At 71.6% G+C, this 18,598-nt stretch carries 10 protein-coding genes and 1 pseudogene; 2 read left to right on the top strand and 9 right to left on the bottom strand.

Annotated features, from left to right (window positions below; translation table 11 throughout):
- Positions 1-48: 48 nt before the first annotated feature.
- From O3W51_RS33790 to gdhA, 3 genes are all read right to left on the bottom strand, one after another.
- Complete coding sequence (locus O3W51_RS33790; RefSeq protein ID WP_138356887.1) at positions 49-1,587, bottom strand: ATP-dependent DNA ligase; 1,539 nt, start codon at positions 1,585-1,587, stop codon at positions 49-51.
- A gap of 132 nt (positions 1,588-1,719) precedes the next feature.
- Complete coding sequence (locus O3W51_RS33785) at positions 1,720-2,349, bottom strand: alpha-ketoglutarate-dependent dioxygenase AlkB (protein WP_138356886.1); 630 nt, start codon at positions 2,347-2,349, stop codon at positions 1,720-1,722.
- A 182-nt stretch (positions 2,350-2,531) separates the two neighbouring features.
- Complete coding sequence (gene gdhA / locus O3W51_RS33780) at positions 2,532-3,863, bottom strand: NADP-specific glutamate dehydrogenase (protein ID WP_269288216.1); 1,332 nt, start codon at positions 3,861-3,863, stop codon at positions 2,532-2,534.
- Between the two features lie 317 nt (positions 3,864-4,180).
- Between gdhA and O3W51_RS33775 the strand changes: the two genes are divergently transcribed.
- Positions 4,181-5,089, top strand: coding sequence for an alpha/beta fold hydrolase (locus O3W51_RS33775; protein ID WP_164296387.1), 909 nt, complete (start codon positions 4,181-4,183; stop codon positions 5,087-5,089).
- Here the strand turns inward: O3W51_RS33775 and O3W51_RS33770 are convergent.
- The 3 genes from O3W51_RS33770 to O3W51_RS33760 all read right to left on the bottom strand — a co-directional run bounded on the left by O3W51_RS33770 (position 5,086) and on the right by O3W51_RS33760 (position 10,948).
- The gene (locus O3W51_RS33770) at positions 5,086-7,764 is read right to left on the bottom strand and encodes a SpoIIE family protein phosphatase/ATP-binding protein (protein WP_138356883.1); all 2,679 of its coding nucleotides are present in this window, start codon (positions 7,762-7,764) and stop codon (positions 5,086-5,088) included. The two genes, O3W51_RS33775 and O3W51_RS33770, sit on opposite strands and share 4 nt — an antisense overlap.
- A 61-nt stretch (positions 7,765-7,825) precedes the next feature.
- Positions 7,826-9,451 (bottom strand): MFS transporter, encoded by a 1,626-nt coding sequence (locus O3W51_RS33765; protein ID WP_138356882.1) that lies wholly within the window; start codon positions 9,449-9,451, stop codon positions 7,826-7,828.
- Positions 9,452-9,574: 123 nt separating this feature from the next.
- Positions 9,575-10,948 carry a WS/DGAT/MGAT family O-acyltransferase gene (locus tag O3W51_RS33760; protein ID WP_198358292.1) on the bottom strand — a complete coding sequence of 458 codons (1,374 nt, stop codon included), beginning with the start codon at positions 10,946-10,948 and terminating at the stop codon, positions 9,575-9,577.
- Between the two features lie 234 nt (positions 10,949-11,182).
- Here O3W51_RS33760 and O3W51_RS33755 point away from each other — a divergent pair, with 234 nt between their 5' ends.
- A complete protein-coding gene (locus tag O3W51_RS33755; RefSeq protein WP_138356880.1) occupies positions 11,183-12,322 on the top strand; it encodes a M4 family metallopeptidase in 1,140 nt (379 codons plus the stop codon).
- Here the strand turns inward: O3W51_RS33755 and O3W51_RS33750 are convergent.
- The 3 genes and pseudogenes from O3W51_RS33750 to O3W51_RS33740 all read right to left on the bottom strand — a co-directional run.
- The gene (locus O3W51_RS33750) at positions 12,309-15,239 is read right to left on the bottom strand and encodes a glycoside hydrolase family 3 C-terminal domain-containing protein (protein ID WP_269288214.1); all 2,931 of its coding nucleotides are present in this window, start codon (positions 15,237-15,239) and stop codon (positions 12,309-12,311) included. The two genes, O3W51_RS33755 and O3W51_RS33750, sit on opposite strands and share 14 nt — an antisense overlap.
- A 266-nt stretch (positions 15,240-15,505) precedes the next feature.
- Positions 15,506-16,870, bottom strand: coding sequence for a M1 family metallopeptidase (locus O3W51_RS33745; RefSeq protein WP_138356878.1), 1,365 nt, complete (start codon positions 16,868-16,870; stop codon positions 15,506-15,508).
- A pseudogene (locus O3W51_RS33740) lies at positions 16,870-18,598 on the bottom strand (Pls/PosA family non-ribosomal peptide synthetase); the annotation flags it as partial. The gene O3W51_RS33745 and the pseudogene O3W51_RS33740, both read right to left, overlap by 1 nt.

The raw sequence follows: 18,598 nt of genomic DNA, 5'->3' as shown, positions 1-18,598 counted from the left end.
TCCGTGTCCGGGTGCGGTGGTCACCGCACCCGGAGGACGAGGTGGGACCTACAGTCCTTCCTCGGCGGCCAGCGCCCGCACGGTGGACACCGTGTCCGCCTCGGCCGCGGTCTTGTCGTCGCGGTAGCGCAGCACGCGCGCGAAGCGCAGGGCGAGGCCCGCCGGGTAGCGGGGGCTGCGCTGGAGGCCGTCGAAGGCGACCTCGACGACCAACTCCGGCCGGACGTGGACGACATACCGGTCGCGGGTCTCCTCCCGCTCCAGCAGTTCGGTGGTCTGCCAGGTCAGCAGCTCGTCGGTGAGCCCCTTGAAGGTCTTGCCGAGCATCACCCAGGGGGCGGGGTCGGATTCCTCGCCGCGTGCCGCGAGATGCAGATTGCTCAGCCACCCCTGGCGCCTGCCATGACCCCATTCGGCGGCCGTCACCACCAGGTCCAGGGTGTGCCGCGGCTTCACCTTGATCCACCCGGCGCCGCGGCGGCCCGCCGCGTACGGCGCGGCCGGGTCCTTGGCCACCACGCCTTCGTGGCCGCGGGCGAGTGCCTCCTGGAAGAAGCGCGCGGCGTCGTCGGCGTCCGCGGTGACGGTGCGCGGCACGCGCAGTTCCGCCGGCACCACGTCGTCGAGTTCCGCCCAGCGGCGTTCCGCGGGCAGGTCGAGCAGATCGGCGCCGTCGCGGTGCAGCAGGTCGAAGAAGAAGACGCTCAGCGGCACCTCGGCCCGCAGCTGTTCCGGGTCCTGCCGCGAGGCGGTGCGGGCGGCGGTCACCTGGAACGGGCGGGGCCGGCCGTCCGGGCCGAGGGTGATGGCCTCGCCGTCGAGCACGGCCGTCCGCACGGGCAGTGAGCGTACGGCTTCCACCACTTCCGGTACGCGGGAGGTGATGTCGTCCAGGCTCCGGGTGAACACGGAGACGTCGTCCCCGTCCCGGTGCGCCTGGACCCGGATCCCGTCGAGTTTCCACTCCAGCGCGGCGGGGCTCACCCGCTCCAGGGCGGCGGCGACGTCCGGGGCCGCCGCGGCGAGCATCGGCCGTACCGGGCGCCCGACCTCCAGCCCGAACGCGCGCAGCGCCTCCTTCCCGCCCGACATGGCGGCCGCCGCGACGGCGCGGGCGGAGCCGCGGAACATCAGCGCCCGGCGGACGTCCGCCGCCGGCACACCGGCCGCCTTGGCGACGGCGTCCGCCACCACCGCGTCCAGTGCGCCCTGCCGCAGTTCGCCGACCAGCACCGCGCTCAGGAACGTCTGCTCCTGCGCGGTGGCCCTGGCGAACAGCTCCTCCAGCAGCCGGCGCCGTTCGCCCTGCGCGCCGGATCCGTGCACGGCGGCGAGCGCGGCCAGTACGTCCTGGGTCTCCCGCACGCCGAGCTCCGGTTCGCCGGCGGGTGGCGGCAGTTCGCGCAGGCCGGCGGGGCCGACCCCGATCCGCATCCGCCGGGACTCACCGGACAGCAGGGCCACGGCCGCGGGCAGCTCGTCGGGCCCCAGGCTCCGGAGGTATCCGGCCAGCAGGGCGATCTTCGCGTTGCGGGCCGGCTCGGCGCCGACGGCCTGGGAGGTGACGGCCAGTTCGTGAAGCAGCATGGGCGGGGAACTCCAGGGCTGGGGCGGTGAAGGCTGCGCGTGGCCCATGCGTACCCGCTTTCCCGTTCCGTCTCCCGGGGCGAAGCGGCCCGGCCCCCGCCCGGACCCGACCCGATCCCGTCCGCTACCGGTTCAGCGCACCCCGCGCGGCCGGAACTGCACACTGATCCGGGGTCCCACCGGCCGCGCCGTCTTGGGAATCGCGTGTTCCCAGGAGCGCTGGCAGCTGCCGCCCATGACGATGAGGTCACCGTGTCCGAGCGGCATGCGCACGGCGGCCGGACCGCCGGAGCGCGGCCGCAGCACCAGGTTCCGCGGCGCCCCCAGGGAGACGATCGCGACCATGGTGTCCTCGGTGCCGCCGCGGCCGATGGTGTCGCCGTGCCAGGCGACACCATCGCGTCCGTCGCGGTAGAAGCAGAGCCCGGCCGTGGTGAACGGCTCACCGAGCTCGGCGGCGTAGTGCCCGCTCAGCGCCGAGCGGGCCGTGTCGAGCGCCGGGTGCGGCAGGGCGTCGCGGTCGCCGAAGAACGACAGCAGCCGCGGCACGTCCACCGTGCGCTCGTACATGACGCGCTGCTCGGCACGCCACTCGACGTCCCGCGCCAGCGCCTCGAAGAGCGCGTCCGCCCCGACGAGCCACTGCGGCAGCACGTCGATCCAGGCGCCGAGCCCGATGTCGGTACGGCGCAGCCCGTCGAGCGGGCGCGGTGCGATCTCGTCCTCCTGGTCGAAGAGCGAGTTCTGCAGATGTACGGCCATGGGACCAGCCTATACGCATTCGTACATCTGTGCGATTAACGTGGCGGGCATGATGGCGGTGGCCTGGTACTGGAGATCCACGTACCGGCGCGGGACGAGGCCGGGCGTCTGATGGACCATGCGGCCGATGCTGACAGAGCGGTTTCCGGGCACCCCGCTGGGCACCGCCCGCGGGAGACCGGTCAGACGACGCCCTGGGAGAGCATCGCGGAGGCCACGCGCTCGAAGCCGGCGATGTTGGCGCCGGTGACGTAGTCGCCCGGGGCACCGAAGCGCTCGGCGGTGTCGTAGCAGGTGTCGTGGATGCCGCGCATGATGGTCGCGAGCTCCTCCGCCGTGCGCTCGAAGGACCACGACTCACGGCTGGAGTTCTGCCGCATCTCCAGTGCGCTGGTGGCGACACCGCCCGCGTTGGCCGCCTTGCCGGGCCCGAAGGAGACCCCGGCGGTTTGCAGCAGCTTGACCGCGTCCGGGGTGGTGGGCATGTTGGCGCCCTCGGAAACGGCCTTCACACCGTTGCGGACGAGAACGGCGGCGGCGTCCGCGTCGAGCTCGTTCTGGGTCGCCGACGGCAGGGCGACGTCGGCGGGCACGTCCCACACCCGGCCGCCTGCCACGTACCGGGCCGAGGCGCCGCGCCGCTCCGCGTAGTCACTGACCCGGCCGCGCTCGACCTCCTTGATCTGCTGCAGCAGTTCGAGGTCGATGCCCTTCTCGTCGACGACATAGCCGCCGGAGTCGGAGCAGGTCAGGACGTTGGCGCCGAGGGACTGGGCCTTCTCGATGGTGTAGATCGCGACATTGCCCGATCCGGAGACCGTGACCTGCTGGCCGTCGAAGTCCTCGCCGCGCTTCTTCAGCATCTCGGCGGTGAACAGGACGTTGCCGTAGCCGGTGGCCTGCGTACGCGCCTGGGAGCCGCCCCATTCCAGGCCCTTGCCGGTGAGGACGCCCGCTTCCCACCGGTTGGTGATGCGCTTGTACTGGCCGAAGAGGTAGCCGATCTCGCGGCCGCCGACGCCGATGTCGCCCGCCGGGACGTCCGTGTGCTCGCCGAGGTGGCGGTGGAGTTCGGTCATGAACGACTGACAGAAGCGCATCACTTCGGAGTCCGACCTGCCGTGCGGGTCGAAGTCGCTGCCGCCCTTGCCGCCACCGATGTTCAGTCCGGTGAGGGCGTTCTTGAAGATCTGCTCGAACCCGAGGAACTTCACGATGCCCAGGTTCACCGACGGGTGGAAGCGCAGACCGCCCTTGAACGGACCCAGCGCGCTGTTGAACTCCACCCGGAATCCCCGGTTGACGTGGATCTCGCCCGAGTCGTCCTGCCACGGGACCCGGAACATCAGCTGGCGCTCCGGTTCACAGATGCGCTCGACCAGCTTCGCCTCGGCGAACTCGGGACGCGCCGCGAGCAGCGGCGCGAGGGTCCCCAGCACCTCCTGTGTCGCCTGGTGGAACTCGGGCTCGCCCGGGTTCCGCTCTATCAGCTGGGCACGGAAGGAAGGCTTCATATCGAGTCCATTCAGGAGCGGCTGCCGGGCGGAAAACACTGTGCGGTGTTCTACGGGCGCGGCGGGCCCGGCGTTCAGGGCGGTCCCGCCGGCTCCGTAGCGGTCGATGTTCACACCGAGCCCCGGACGTCCACAAGTACCGCAGAACAGATCAGGGGTTACCTCCTGGTAAGTGTGGAGGGGGCATCAACGACGGCCGCTCGAGACCGCGTCGAGCGGCCCGGAAACCGCCGCAGCGGTGCCGCACCGGGTGCGTCCCCCATCCCGCAGCCGCCTCCCCCTACCGCCGGGTAGCACCGCGGCGAATACTGACTGCCATGACGACGGTGGCCCACTGGGGCGGAACCAGCCGCTACGCGGACCTCGGCGGGCGCGTCCACTGGGTCGACTTCGGGGGGCCGCCCGGCGCACCCCGGGTGGTCCTGGTGCACGGGCTCGGCGGGTCCCACCTCAACTGGTGTCTGCTCGCCCCGCTGCTGACCGCCCGGCTGCGGGTGACCGCCGTGGACCTGGCCGGATTCGGGCTGACGGAGCCGGCGGGCCGGGGCACGGCGGTACGGGACAACGTCGCGCTGCTCGACCGCTTCCTGCGGGAGGTCGTCGGGGAGCCGGCGCTGCTGGTGGGCAACTCGATGGGCGGGATGATCTCGATCCTGCAGGCGGCGGCCCGTCCGGGGACGGCCACCGGACTCGTGCTGGTGGACCCCGCCCTTCCACTGCCGTTCGGGGCCCGGCCCGATCCGCTGGTCCTGTCGGCGTTCCTGCTCTACGCCGTGCCGGGGGTGGGGGAACGGGTGCTCGCGCGGTCGCGGACCGGGAGCACGGCCCGGCAGCAGGTACGGCGGCTGCTCAGTCTCGTGTGCGCCGACCCGTCGGCGGTTCCCGAGGAGCTGGTCAGCGCCTCGGTCGAGCTGGCGGAACGGCGGGCGGGGGTGCCGGGGCTCGACGCGGCCTTCCTGGCCGCAGCGCGCTCACTGGTGCTGGTGAACGCGCGGCGGACCACGTACTGGTCCGCCATGCGGTCGCTGCGGGTGCCGGTCTTCCTCATGAGCGGGGAGCGGGACCGGCTGGTGCCGGTGCGGTCGGCCCGCGCGGCGGCGGCGCGCAATCCCGGCTGGCGCTTCGAGACCTTCCCCGGCGTCGGCCATGTGCCGCAGCTGGAGATACCGGACGTCGTCGCCGCGCGGATGCTGGACTGGCTGGACGACGTCCGGCTCGCCGGCTAGCCCTGGAGCGGCTGCTCGCTCCAGATGACCTTGCCGTCGGCGGTGTAGCGGGTGCCCCAGCGCTCGGCGAACTGGGCGACGAGGAAGAGTCCCCGGCCGCCTTCGTCCATCGTGGCGGCGTAGCGCAGGTGCGGTGAGGTGTCGCTGGTGTCGGACACCTCGCAGATCAGGGTGCGGTCGAGCAGCAACCGGACCTTGATCGGCTCCGCCCCGTAGCGGATGGCGTTGGTGACGAGCTCGCTGAGGATCAGCTCGGTCACGAAGGCCGTCTCGTCCAGGCCCCAGCTCGCCAGCTTCCGGCTGACCGCGGCACGGACCTCGGACACGGCCGCGGGGTCGGACGGTACCTCCCACTCCGCCATCCGGTCGGCCGGCAGCACGTGGGTGCGGGCGACGAGCAGGGCGATGTCGTCCTTCGGGTGGGCGGGGAGTAGGGCCTCCAGGACCGCCTCACACGTCTCCTCCGGGGTCCGGTCGGTGTCCTTGAGGGCACTGCGCAGCCGTTCGAGGCCGTCGTCGATGTCCCGCTCACGGTCCTCGACGAGCCCGTCGGTGTAGAGCACCAGCCGGCTGCCCTCGGGCAGCCTGATCTCCGCCGTCGCGAACGGCAGACCGCCGACGCCGAGCGGCGGGCCGGCGGGCAGGTCGGGGAATTCCACCGTCCCGTCCGGGTGGACCAGCGCGGGCGGCGGATGGCCCGCCCTGGCCATGGTGCACAGCCGCGAGACCGGGTCGTAGATCGCGTACAGGCAGGTCGCGCCCGTGACGTCGTCGCCGGAGCCGGCGGCCGTCTGGTCCTGGTCGATCCGGCCGACCAGCTCGTCGAGATGCCCGAGGACCTCGTCCGGCGGCAGGTCCAGCGTGGAGAAGTTGTGGACCGCGGTGCGCAGCCGCCCCATGGTGGCGGCGGCGTGCAGGCCGTGGCCGACGACATCACCCACCACCAGCGCGACCCGGGCGCCCGGCAGGGGGATGACGTCGAACCAGTCCCCGCCGACGCCGGCCTGCGCGGGCAGATAGCGGTAGGCGGCCTCGACGGCGTTCTGCTCGGGCAGGCCGTGCGGCAGCAGGCTGTGCTGGAGGGTGACGGCCATGGCGTGCTCGCGTGTGTAGCGGCGGGCGTTGTCGATGCACACCGCCGCGCGGGTGACCAGTTCCTCGGCGAAGGAGAGATCGTCCTCGTCGAAGCGCTCCGGCCGCTCGGAGCGCCAGAACTTGGCGATGCCCAGCAGCACGCCACGGGCCAGCAGCGGGACCCTGACGACCGAGTGGACCCCGTACGCGAGCATCGCGTCGGCGCGCTCGGGATCCTGCACCTTCCAGTCGGTGGACGACGCGAGGTCGGGGTCGAACACGCCCTGTCCGGTGTCGAGACTCCAGGCCTGCGGAGTGGACGGGATGATGGTGATCGGCTCGCCCACCGGATACAGCGGAGCATCGTCCCTGATGGCGCTGACGGCCACCCGCTGCATCTGGGTGCCGGAGCTCCCCGAGGGCTCCTCACCGCGCAGCACGGGCACCGCGAGGTCGACGGAGACGAAGTCGGCGAACCGGGGGACGGCCACCCGGGCGAGTTCCTGGGCGGTCTGCACCACGTCCAGAGTGGTGCCGATGGCCACGCTGGCCTCGTAGAGCAGTCGCAGGCGTCTGCGGCCCGCCTCGGCCTTGTCCGACAGCGCGTGCAGCTCCGTGGAGTCCCGCAGGGTCGCGACCATGCCAGGGGGCCCGCCGTTACGGTCCGTGGGCCGGACGTTCACCACCAGCAACCGGTCACCGGCCGGCAGGACTTCGTCGCTCATGGCCTGTTCCGAGGCCAGCAGCTCGACTGCCCGGCTGCTGAGTCCCAGGCCGGCCACGGGGCGCCCCTCGGCGTCCGCCGGCAGTCCGAGGAGCCGGCGCGCCTCATCGTTGGCGAGCAGCAGCCTGCCGTCCCCGCCAACGATGACCACGCCCTCCCGGACCGCGTGCAGCACCGCGTCGTGGTGCTCGTACATCCGGGTCATCTCGGTCGGCCCCAGACCGTGGGTCTGGCGCAGTAGCCGTTTGCTGGTGAGTGCCGCCCCGACCGTGGCCAGCGAGAGCGCGACGGTCGCGGCGCCGAGGATGAGCGGCAGCTGTCGGTCGACGACCCCGCTGACCTTGGTGATCGTGATCCCGGCGGAGACCACGCCGACGACCTTGCCGTTGGTGTCGTAGACGGGGACCGTGGCCTGGACGAGCGGCCCGATGGTTCCGACGATCTTCTCGGTGATCACCTGGCCCTGCAGGGCCGACTCGTAGTTGCCGACGAACTTCTTGCCGATGCGGTCCGGCTTGGGGTGCGTGTAGCGGATGCCGTCGGTGTTGAGCACGACGATGAAGTCCACCCCGGACGCCATCCGGGCGGCCTCGGCCTTCGGCTGGAGGATCGCGGTCGGGTGCGGGGCCTTCAGCGCCGCCACGATTCCCGGCGAGTTCGCGAAGGTCTGCGCGACGGCGACCGAGCGGTTGCGGGCCTCCTGGGTGCTGTCGTGCTCCGATTCCAGGACGAGCGCCAACACCGCCGCCAGGACGAGCAGCAGCACCACGACCACCTGCAGCGCGAAGACCTGGCCGGCGACGCTGCGTATCCCCCTGATCCACCTGCGTCGGCCGGCCGGCAGGGCGCCCGAGGATCGGACCGTCAACCGGGCCATGGCCTATGTGTACCCCGGTTGACCCCGGTAAGCGAGTGGTCGGAGTGCACGAGCCCGGCGCTCAGCCGGGCGGAGGGGGAACATCGCGCGGGTCCGGCACTCGCGGCGACGCCTCGGAAGCCGTCTCGCCCACCTCTGCGGGCACGAGCGGAACAGCGCCGCCACCCTGGAGACGCTCCAGGTCGGAGGGGCGTACCTGGATGACCAGCAGGGCGATCAGTGCGCCGACGACAGCGAAGACGGCGGCGGCGACGAATGCGGTCGAGATGCCCGAAGTCAGCACCTGGTCGCCCCAGGGCGACGGGAGCTGTCCGGTCCTGCGGAACTCCAGTTGCTGGGCCGGGGTCGCCTGCGCCAGGAACCGGGGGACCTGGTCGGTGGCCTCGTTGCGACTGGCCGTGCCGAAGACGGTGACCAGCACGGACAGGCCGAGCGACCCGCCCACCTGCTGGGTGGCGTTGAGGATCCCGGAGGCCGCACCCGTCTCCTTCGCCTCGACGCCCGATACCGCCATCAGCGTCAGGGACACGAACTGCAGACCCATGCCGGTGCCGAAGACCAGGATGGGGCCGAGGATGCTGCCCAGGTACGAACTGTCGACATCGGTCATCGTCAGCCAGCCGAGTCCCACCGCGGCCAGCACCGCCCCCACCACCATGAAGGGCTTGGGTCCCCACTTGGGCAGCAGTTGCGAGGTGAACCCCGCGGCCACCGCGATGATCGCGCTCACCGGCAGGAAGGCGAGACCGGCCCGCAGCGGACTGAATCCCAGAATGTTCTGCACGAAGAGCGTCAGGAAGAAGAACATCCCGAAAATCGCGGCGGACAGACTCAGCATCATTCCGTACACACCGGCGCGATTGCGGTCACGGAACATCCACAGTGGGGTGATGGGCTGCCGCGACCGGCGCTCGATGGTGATGAACAGGTACAGGAACACCACGGCCGCCACGAAGGCCCCGATGGTGACGCTGTCGCTCCAGCCGTCCTTGGAGGCCCGGATGAATCCGTAGACGAGCAGCACCATGCCCAGCGTGGACGTGAGCGCGCCCATGATGTCGAAGTGGCCGGCATGGCGCTCGGACTCCCGGATGAACCGGGGGGTCGCGAGCACGATCAGCAGGCCGATGGGCACGTTCACGAAGAAGACCCAGCGCCAGTCGAGCCACTCCACGAGCAGTCCGCCGGCGAGCAGTCCGATCGCGCTGCCGCCCGCCGAGACGGCGGCGAACACACCGAACGCCCTGTTCCGCTCGGGTCCTTCGCGGAAGGTCGTGGTGATGAGCGCGAGGGCGGTGGGAGAGGCGACGGCGCCGCCGACGCCCTGCAGCGAGCGGGCCGCGAGCAACTGCCAGGATTCCTGGGAGAGTCCGCCGAGCAGCGAGGCGAGCACGAAGAGCAGCACGCCGAAGATGAAGACCCGGCGACGGCCGAGGATGTCGCCCAGCCGCCCGCCGAGCAGCAGCAGTCCGCCGAAGGTCAGCGTGTAGGCGTTGATGACCCAGGACAGGTTCTCGGTCGAGAAACCGAGCGAGGTCTGGATGTGCGGAAGGGCGATGTTCACGATGGTGATGTCGAGGACCACCATCAGCTGGCACGAACAGATGACGAGGAGTGCGATACCGCTGCCGTGGCCCCGCTCCGGGGATGCGGCAGACTCCGGGGATGCCGTCTGAGAGTCCGTCATGGGAGTGCCTGCGCGATTGCCTGCGCCTCAGGTCGGAAGTGAACGAATTCGGTCACTCCTTCGAGGCTAAGCCTGCCCGCACGGCCCCGCCAATCGATCACCGGGGCCGCGACGGAGCGCGTGTCAGGTCAGCGCGAGCAGTTCGTCGAAGCCCTCGCGGATGCCGTCCGCGAGCACCTGGATGTCGGGTACGCCGTCGAAGTCGGCGTTGATGCCGAAGGTGATCTGGCCCAGGTAGGAGAAGATCCCGACGCTGATCCGCATGGTGCTGGCGATCGGCACGTACGGGTAGATCTCGGCCAGCCGCCGGCCCAGCATGTACAGCGGCACCCGCGGGCCCGGCACGTTGGTGGTGACGGTCTGCAGGAACTGCTGCGGGAAGCGCATGGCGGTGCGCGAGCCCAGCGCGAGCAGGGTGGGCGCCGCGAAGTTCGCCATACCCGTGATCGCGTCGGCGCCCGCCGCCTGGCGGCTGCTCTTGAGGTCGTCCATCTGCTCGCGCACCGCGGCCAGCCGCGCCTGCGGATCCGGCTCGCTCACCGGCAGGTTCAGCAGGACGGCGCTCACCCGGTTGTCCAGCTTGTTGCGCTGGTCCCGCGAGCGCACGGAGACCGGCACCATCGTGCGGACCACCATGCCCTCGGACAGCTCACCGCGGCTCTCCAGCAGATCGCGGAAACCGCGGGTGATCGCGGCGAGGATGACGTCGTTGACCGTTCCGCCGGTCACCTTGCGGATCTGCTTGGTCTCCGTCAGATCCGCCTTCGCCCACACCCAGCGGCGGTGCGGACCGAGGGACCCGTTGAGGGAGCCGGCCGCGCGGGTGGTGAGCCGGCGGGCCGTGTTCGGCAGGCTGCCGGCCAGGGCGCGGGCGATGCCGAGCAGTTCGGAACCGCTGCGCAACCGCCGGGCGAGCGCGGGGACGGCGGACAGGTGTTCCAGCGGCGTCAGGACCGCGTCGCGCACTCCGTCGGCGACGAGGTCGAGCGTGGACGGGCTCGGCTCCGGCGTCCAGGGCCGGGGTTCCGACAGCTCGCTGTCCTTACGCCAGTCCAGCACCAGCTGCATCATGTCGGTGCCGGCTATTCCGTCGATCATGCAGTGGTGGACCTTGGAGATGAGCGCCCAACGGCCGCCCTCCAGCCCTTCCACGAGCCAGATCTCCCACAGCGGCTTCGTGAGGTCCAGACGCTGGGCGAAGAGCCGGCCGGCGAGGTTGCGCAGCTGGTCGTCGCCGCCCGGTGCGGGCACCGCGGTGTGGCGTACGTGGTAGAGGATCTGGAAGTGCTCGTCGTCGACCCAGACGGGACGGCCCAGATGCATCGGCAGGCTCTTGACCCGCTGCCGGTACCGGGGCACGTCGGGGAGCTTGGACACCAGAAGTCTGATGACATCGCCGTACGACGGCACCGGCCCCTCGAACACCAGGACCGATCCCACGTGCATCGGCACGTTCTCGTCCTCGATGAAGTAGAAACCCGCATCCAAGGCGCTCATCCGGTCCACGGACGCAACCGTAGAGGGGAGCACCGGCTCCGTCCAGGGCGCCTGGGATCGGATACCGGCCGCCGGCCGAACGTATCCGGCCTCCTGACCGGCGAAGGCGCGCCAATTCTTGACGGGCCCCTGCCAAGGATCCTGTCCGTACCGTCATGCTTCGTCCCGGCGCCCACCCGGCGCCCCAAGAGCGAGGCGCCACCGCGCCCGCGCCGGCGACAGGAAGGCAGTCAGATGCGACGGAGACTCACCGCCGGGGCCGTTCTCGCGGCCGCGGCGCTGCTGGCGTCGGTCATGGGTGCGGGCACCGGGACGGCCGCCGCCGACTCCCCCGCCCTCGGTACGGGCTACGGGGTGCATGACGGCCAGGTGCCGCTGACCACCACGAAGACGATCTCGTCCTATCTGCTCCAGGACCCGACGCGTGGCAACACCGTCACCGTCGACGGCCGTACCAACACCATCCTCACGGACGCGGACAACATCTGGGGCAACGGGCTGCCGACCAATCTCCAGTCCGCGGGCGTCGACGCCCAGTTCGCCGCCGTCTCCGTGTGGGACTACTTCAAGTACTCGTTCAACCGGCTCGGGGTCAGGAACGACGGCAAGGGCGTCCGCAGCGTCGTCCACTACGGCAGCCACTACACCAACGTCTTCTGGAGCGATGCCTGCGGCTGTGTCAACTACGGCGACGGATCGGACAACGCCCATCCGCTGACCACCATCGACATCGGCGCGCACGAGATCACCCACGGCATCACCTCCGCCACCGCCGGGCTCACCTACAGCGGCGAGGCGGGCGCGCTCAACGAGAGCACCTCCGACATCTTCGCCACCATGGTGGAGTTCTCCGCGAACATCCCGGCCGACGTGCCGGACTACCTCATCGGCGAGAAGGCGAACCTCAACGGGAACGGCACCCCGCTGCGCTACATGGACCGGCCGTCCAGGGACGGTGTCTCACCCGACTACTGGTCGACGTCGGTCCCGAACCTCGACCCGCACGTGGCCTCGGGGATCGGCAACCACTTCTTCTTCCTGCTCGCCGAGGGCAGCGGCCCGCGGGTCATCAACGGGATCTCCTACAACAGCCCGACCGTCAACGGCTCGGTGCTGACCGGGATCGGGCAGAACACCGCGGCGGCGATCTGGTACCGGGCGCTGACCGTGTACATGACGTCCACCACCAACTACCACGCCGCGCGGACCGCGACCCTCGCGGCGGCGCGCGACCTCTACGGGGCAGCCAGCAGCCAGTACGCCGCGGTCGGCGCCGCGTGGACCGCCGTCAACGTGGTCGGCCGCGCCGTGCCGTCGCCGGCTCACGACGGCACGGCACGGACCGGCCACGTCGGCGAGGTCAGGACCGGCTGACGGTCCACACGAAGCCGGCCGTGTCGGTCGCGCCGGTGGGGCCGGTCGCGGTGACCGAGACCGTGCTGGTGCCCGGGGCCGTCGCGGTACCGGAGATCAGCCCGGCCGGGCTGATCGACAGACCCTCGGGCAGCCCGGTCGCGGTGAACACCGGGCCGGTCCCGGCGGATCCGGTGGTGCGGGCCGCGATGGCCAGCCGCACCGGGGTGCCGGCACGGCTGCTCATACCGTGCGGGTTGGTCACGGTGACGCTGCCCGTGCTGGTAACGGTGCTGGTCACCGTCCTGGCCGAGAGCGGTGTGCCGACCGTCAGGGTCCCGGTCAACGGCAGCTCACGGGACGAGTCGCCGACCTGGATCCGGTAGTCGCCCGGGGTGGTCGTCCAGCCGGCCGTGGTGTCCGACCAGTGCGCCAGATCGTGCGCGGTGACGGTGAACTGCACCCGCCGGCTCGCCCCCGGCTGCAGTTCCACCCGCTGGAACCCCTTGAGCTGCCGGGCCGGTTCACCCGTCGCGGCGGGAGCGCCGACGTAGAGCTGGGCGATCTCCGCGCCGGCGCGGCTGCCGGTGTTGGTGACGGTCGCGGAGACGGTGGTGTTGCCGCTCGCGTCCGGCGTCCCGACCTGGAGTCCGGAGAAGGCGAACGTCGTGTACGACAGCCCGAACCCGAACGGGAAGAGCGGGGTGACGTCGCCGGCGTCGTACCACCGGTAGCCGACCTTCAGGCCCTCCGAGTACTGCACCTTGCCGTCGGTGCCCGGCCACTGGGCCGCGGTGTGCGCGGGCACGTCGGCCAGGCTCGCCGGGAAGGTGACGGGCAGCTTCCCCGACGGGTTGGCGTCGCCGAACAGCAGCCGGGCGACGGAGTTGCCGACCTCCTGCCCGGCGTACCACTCCTCCAGCACGCCCTGCACCTGGCCCAGCCACGGCATGGTGACCGCGGAGCCGGTGTTGAGCACCACCACAGTCCTCGGGTTGGCGGCCGCGACCTGCGCCACCAGCTCGTTCTGCTGGGCGGGCAGATCGATGCCCGTCAGGTCGGTGCCCTCCTTCTCCCCGTACCCGACGAAGACGACCGCCACCTCGGAGGCGCGGGCCAGGGCGACCGCGGCGGCGATGTCCGTGCCGTCGTTGTACTGGACGGTGGTGCCGGTGCCCGCGACCCGGTTCTGGATCCCGGCCAGCGGCGAGACGGTGCCGGAGCTGGTGACGACGGCACTGCCGCCGCCCACGCTGCGCACGCCCGCGCCGGCGTCGGGGCCGAGCAGCGCGATCGAGTGCGTCGACGCCGTCGACAGCGGCAGCACACCGGTGTTCTTCAGCAGGACGCTGCCCTGTTCGGCGATCCGACGGGCGGTCGCCTGATGGGCGGCGGAGGTCACCAGGGCCGTGGTCGACCCGGTGTGCTTCCGGTCGAAGAGGCCGAAGGCGAACATCTGCGTGAGTACCCGGCTCACCATGGTGTCCAGCGTGGCCTGGCTCACCTGGCCGTTGGCGACCGCCTGGGCGAGGTAGTTGGAGTAGTAGTACCCGCCGGGCATCTCCATCGTCATCCCGCTGTTCGCGGACTCCACGGTGGAGTGGGTCGCGCCCCAGTCGCTGGTGACGAACCCGCCGAAGTCCGCCTGCTGGTAGAGGGCGGTGTTCAGCAGGTACGGGTGCTGGCAGTCGTAGGCGCCGTTGACGGTGCTGTAGCCGCACATCACCGACGCCGCCGCGCCCTTGCTGACCGCGGTCTGGAACCCGGGCAGATAGATCTCCTGCAGGGTGCGGGTGTCGATGACCGCGTTGTCCTTCGGCCCGTTGCGGTTGGTCTCCTGGTTGTAGACCGCCACATGCTTGGCCTGAGCCATGACGCCCTGGCTCTGGATGCCCTGGATGTTGGCGACGGCCATCTCGCCGGACAGGTACGGGTCCTCGCTGTAGCTCTCGAAGGCCCGGCCCCAGCGCGGGTCCCGCACGATGTTGAGCGTCGGGCCGAGTGCCACATCGGCGCCCTTGCCCGCGAACTCGTTCCCGGCGACGGCGCCGTACTGGTGCTGCAGTGCCGTGTCCCAGCTGGCCGCGGCCGACACGGGCGCGGGCAGCTGGGTCACACCGGAGAAAGCGTCGCCCACCCCGCCGGGGCCGTCGTGGAAGCCCACCGAGGGGATGCACAGGGACGGGATCGCGGCGAGGTTCCCGACGTACGGCGAGGTGTTGCCGGTGCCGTGCACCATCTGGATCTTCTGGGCCTGCGTCATCTGCGCCATGACCTGCGTGACACGCTCGGCCACGGGCGCGCTGGACCCCGACCAGGGGCAGCTGCCGCCGCCGCCGCCGGGCGGGCTGCTGGTGCCGCCGGGGGTGAGGACGCTGAACTCCCAGAGCGAATAGCCCCACGAGGTGGCTCGCTGGATGCCGGCCAGCCGCACATAGCGGCCGGTTCCGTTCAGCGCCACCGTCTCGATGCCGCCCTGGCCCGCGGTGGTGGAGTAGACGGTGGTCCAGTCGGTGCCGTCGTCGGAGACCTGGATCCGGTACGCCCTCGCGTACGCGTTCTCCCAGGCCAGTTGCACTCCGCAGACCGGCCGGCTGGATCCGAGGTCGACCTGCAGCCACTGCGGATCGGCGGCGGCGCTGGACCAGCGGGTGCCCGCGTTGCCGTCGAACGCCGCTTCCGCCGGGGTGTCGGACTTCTCGGTCGACGAGGCGGTGGCTGGCCGGTTCAGCGCAGCCGTCGTGATGCCGCAGGGGACGACGGGGTCGGAGCCCGGCGCCGCCTGCGCCGCCGATCCCGCCACCGCGGGCGTCAGACTCGCCGACAGGGCCGCCACGAGCAGGACGGCGAGGTGCCTCGGGCGTCCGCGACGGGTTCGGGGACGGTTTCCGCGGCGAGGAGCGCCGCGCCGTAGGGAGAAGTGGGGAGTGCCTGGCACGGGCGTCTCCTAGTCGGTGATCACCGCAGCTGTGAGAGGGCGAACCGATGACGGACCTTCACTTCTCGGCCTGCAGAGCCTCGATGATGATAGGAGTTGACCGATTTAGCCCATATTGCGACGCCGAGCCTATACAGCTTGTATGACATATCCCGGCATCCAGGGCTGTTCCGGGTGTGTCGGCATGCCGGAACGCCGGATGTCGTGATGCGGGAGTGCGGGATGTCGTGGTGCCGGACTGCCGTGGTGCCGGATGCCGAGTGCGGTCAGTCGCCGGCCCGCGGCAGTGCCGGGAGCCGGGGCTCGCGCAGCCACGCCGTGAACAGGGCGTCCAGCGGGCGCGGGGTGTACTGCTGCGCGAGGGCGGTGAACTGCTCGGTGGTGACGGTGCGGTGGCGGTGCTGCGACGTCCAGGTGCGCAGCAGCGCGAAGAAGGCCGTGTCGCCCATCGTCGTCCGCAGCGCGTGCAGCGTGAGCGCGCCGCGCTTGTAGAGCCGGTCGTCGAACATTCGCCGTACGCCCGGGTCGGCGAGCCGCAGATCCTGCGGCAGTCCGGCGAGCCGTGTGTGCGCACGGGTGGCCAGGACGGTGGCGGGGGCGCCGCCCGCGGCCTCCGACCACAGCCACTCGGCGTAGCAGGCGAAGCCCTCGTTCAGCCATATGTGGCGCCAGTCGGCGAGGGTGAGGCTGTTGCCGAACCACTGGTGGGCCAGTTCATGGGCTACCAGGCGCTCGAAGCCGCGCCGTCCGTCGATGTGGTTGGCACCGAAGACCGACAGGGCCTGCGCCTCGACCGGAACCTCCAGCTCCTCGTCGACCACGACCACCGCGTAGTCGTCGAAGGGGTACGGGCCGAAGAGCTCCTGGAACAGCTCCATCATCTCCGGCTGGCGGCCGAAGTCATGGGCGAACGGGGCGAGCAGGGCGGCCGGGACGGCCGCGGGCTGCGCGATCGGGCCGCCGAGGTGCTCCACCAGCTCGTAGGGGCCGATCTGGACGCTGGCCAGATAGCTGGCCATCGGCGCCCGCTGCTCGTAGACCCAGGTCGTGGTGGAACCGCCGATGGTGCACGACTCCAGGGTGCCGTTGGCGAGCACCGTGCACACCGACGGCGCCGTCACCGCGATGCGGTAGACGGCCTTGTCCGACGGATGGTCGTTGCAGGGGAACCAGGAGGGCGCGCCGATCGGCTGGGCGGCCACCAGCGCGCCGTACTCCAGCGGCTCCCAGCCCAGGTCACCCCAGTAGCGGCTGCGGATCGGCCGCGGGGTGCCGACGTAGCGCACCTCGACGGCGAAGGGCGTTCCCGCGGGCAGTTCACGGGCGGGGCGCACCCGCAGCTTCCCGGCGCGGTGGGTGTAGCGGGCGGGCCGTTTGCCGTCCACCAGGACCCGGTCGATCCGGAACGCTCCGAGGTCGAGGCTGAACTCGGAGAGCGCGTGCTCGGTGACCGCGGAGATCCGGGCCCGGCCGGACAGCCGGTCGGCGCTCGGCCGGAAGTCCAGTTCCAGGTCGTAGCGCACCGTACGGTAGCCGCCGTTGCCGTGCTCGGGCAGGTACGAATCGGTGGAGACGGCCGCCCCGGGCCTGGCCGGGGCGGCCGCACGGCCGCCCCCCGGTGCCTTGTTCACTAACTGCGGGTCCCCTCTGCGTGCCGGTCGGTGTGCCAGGCGGCGATCGGGTTGCCGAGCCAGCGGGTGCCCTCGGGCACCGATTCGCCGCGCATGACGAGCGAGGCGGGACCGATGGTGGTGCGCGGCCCGACGGTCGCGCCGGGGAGCACGATGCCATGCGGACCCAGGGTTGATCCATCCCCCAGCGTCACCGTGTCCATGCGCATGATCCGGTCGTGGAACAGATGGGTCTGCACCACGCAGCCCCGGTTGACGGTGGCCCCGGCGCCGACCCGCACGAGGTCGGCCTCCGGCAGCCAGTACGTCTCGCACCAGGCGCCGCGGCCGATCCGCGCGCCCAGCGTCCGCAGCCACAGGTTCATCAGCGGGGTGCCGGGGACCGATCCCACCAGCCACGGCACGGCGAGCACCTCGACGAAGGTGTCCGCGAGCTCGTTGCGCCACACGAACGAGCTCCACAGCGGATGCTCGACCGTCCGGAACCTGCCGACCAGCAGCCACTTGGCCGCGGGTCTGCTGGCGGCACACCTCGACGGCGGCGCGCGCCACCATCAGGGCGCGGGGCGGGTCGTAGGTGCGGCTCTGGTCGCCGGCCTCGGCGGCCCGGGGCAGTTTCATCGGCGGCATGCCCAGCCAGGAGCTGCCCGCCTTGGCGCCCTTCGGCGTCGAGGACAGGACACCGACCAGGCCGTTCTTCGGTACCGAGCGGCCGGGCGCGGTCATCCCGGAGTTGCCCAGGAACGCCCGCTTGCCGACCCGGGCGGCGGCGATACGCATCCACCCGCCGCCCAGTTCGTAGGTGGCGACCATCGTGTCGTCGGCGAGGAAGGCGCCGTCGCCGACCGTGGTCATCGCGGGCAGCGCCAGGACGGTCGACGCCTCGACGCGCCGCCCGACCTTCATGCCGAGGGCGCGCAGCCATACCGGGGTGAAGAGGCTCGCGTACAGCGGGAAGAGCACGACGCGGGCGGTGTTCATCAGCCGCTCGGTGGCCCAGGCCCGCCAGGCGACGCCGCTGTGCACGGCGTGATACCCCTCGCGCAGTCCGGTGCCCAGCGCCCTGACCAGGACCAGGACGAGCAGCGCGTAAGTGGCCAGCGACACCACCGTGGCGAGCGGTACGGCGATCAGCGCGGCGGCGAGCGCGGCGCCGGGCGCGGACTCGCCGCGGACGAAGAACAGCAGCGTCAGCAGTCCGGGCAGCGCCGCCAGCGCGGGCAGCAGGCCCAGCGCGGTGGAGGTGAGGCCGTAGACCAGGGACCACCCACGGGTGCGCGGCGGGCGGCTGCCGGGCCAGCGGTGGGCGGCCTTGCCGGAGCGGGCCGCCGGAACGCCCGACCAGCGCTGGCCGGCCGGCACCGCCCCGGTCACACCGGAGCCCGGCGCGATCTCGGCGCGCTTGCCGACGCGGGCGCCGGGGAAAAGGGTGCTGCGCGCGCCGACCGTGGCCGCCGCGCCGATCCGGATCTTGCCGATGTGCAGCAGGTCCCCGTCGAGCCAGTGGCCCGACAGGTCCACCTCGGGTTCGACGGCGCAGCCCTTGCCGAGCCGCAGCATCCCGGTGACGGGCGGCAGCGAGTGCAGATCGGCGTCCGCGCCGATCCGCGCGCCGAGCGCACGGGCGTAGTGGGTGATCCAGGTGCCGGTCAGCCGGTTCGCGCCGACGCGCTCGGCGAGGCGTTCCGCGGTCCACAGCCGCAGGTGGACGCTGCCCCCGCGCGGCTC

The organism is Streptomyces sp. H39-C1 (assembly GCF_027158125.1).
In the GTDB taxonomy this organism is placed as follows: domain Bacteria; phylum Actinomycetota; class Actinomycetes; order Streptomycetales; family Streptomycetaceae; genus Actinacidiphila; species Actinacidiphila fildesensis.
This window is presented reverse-complemented; position numbering and strand designations above follow the sequence as displayed.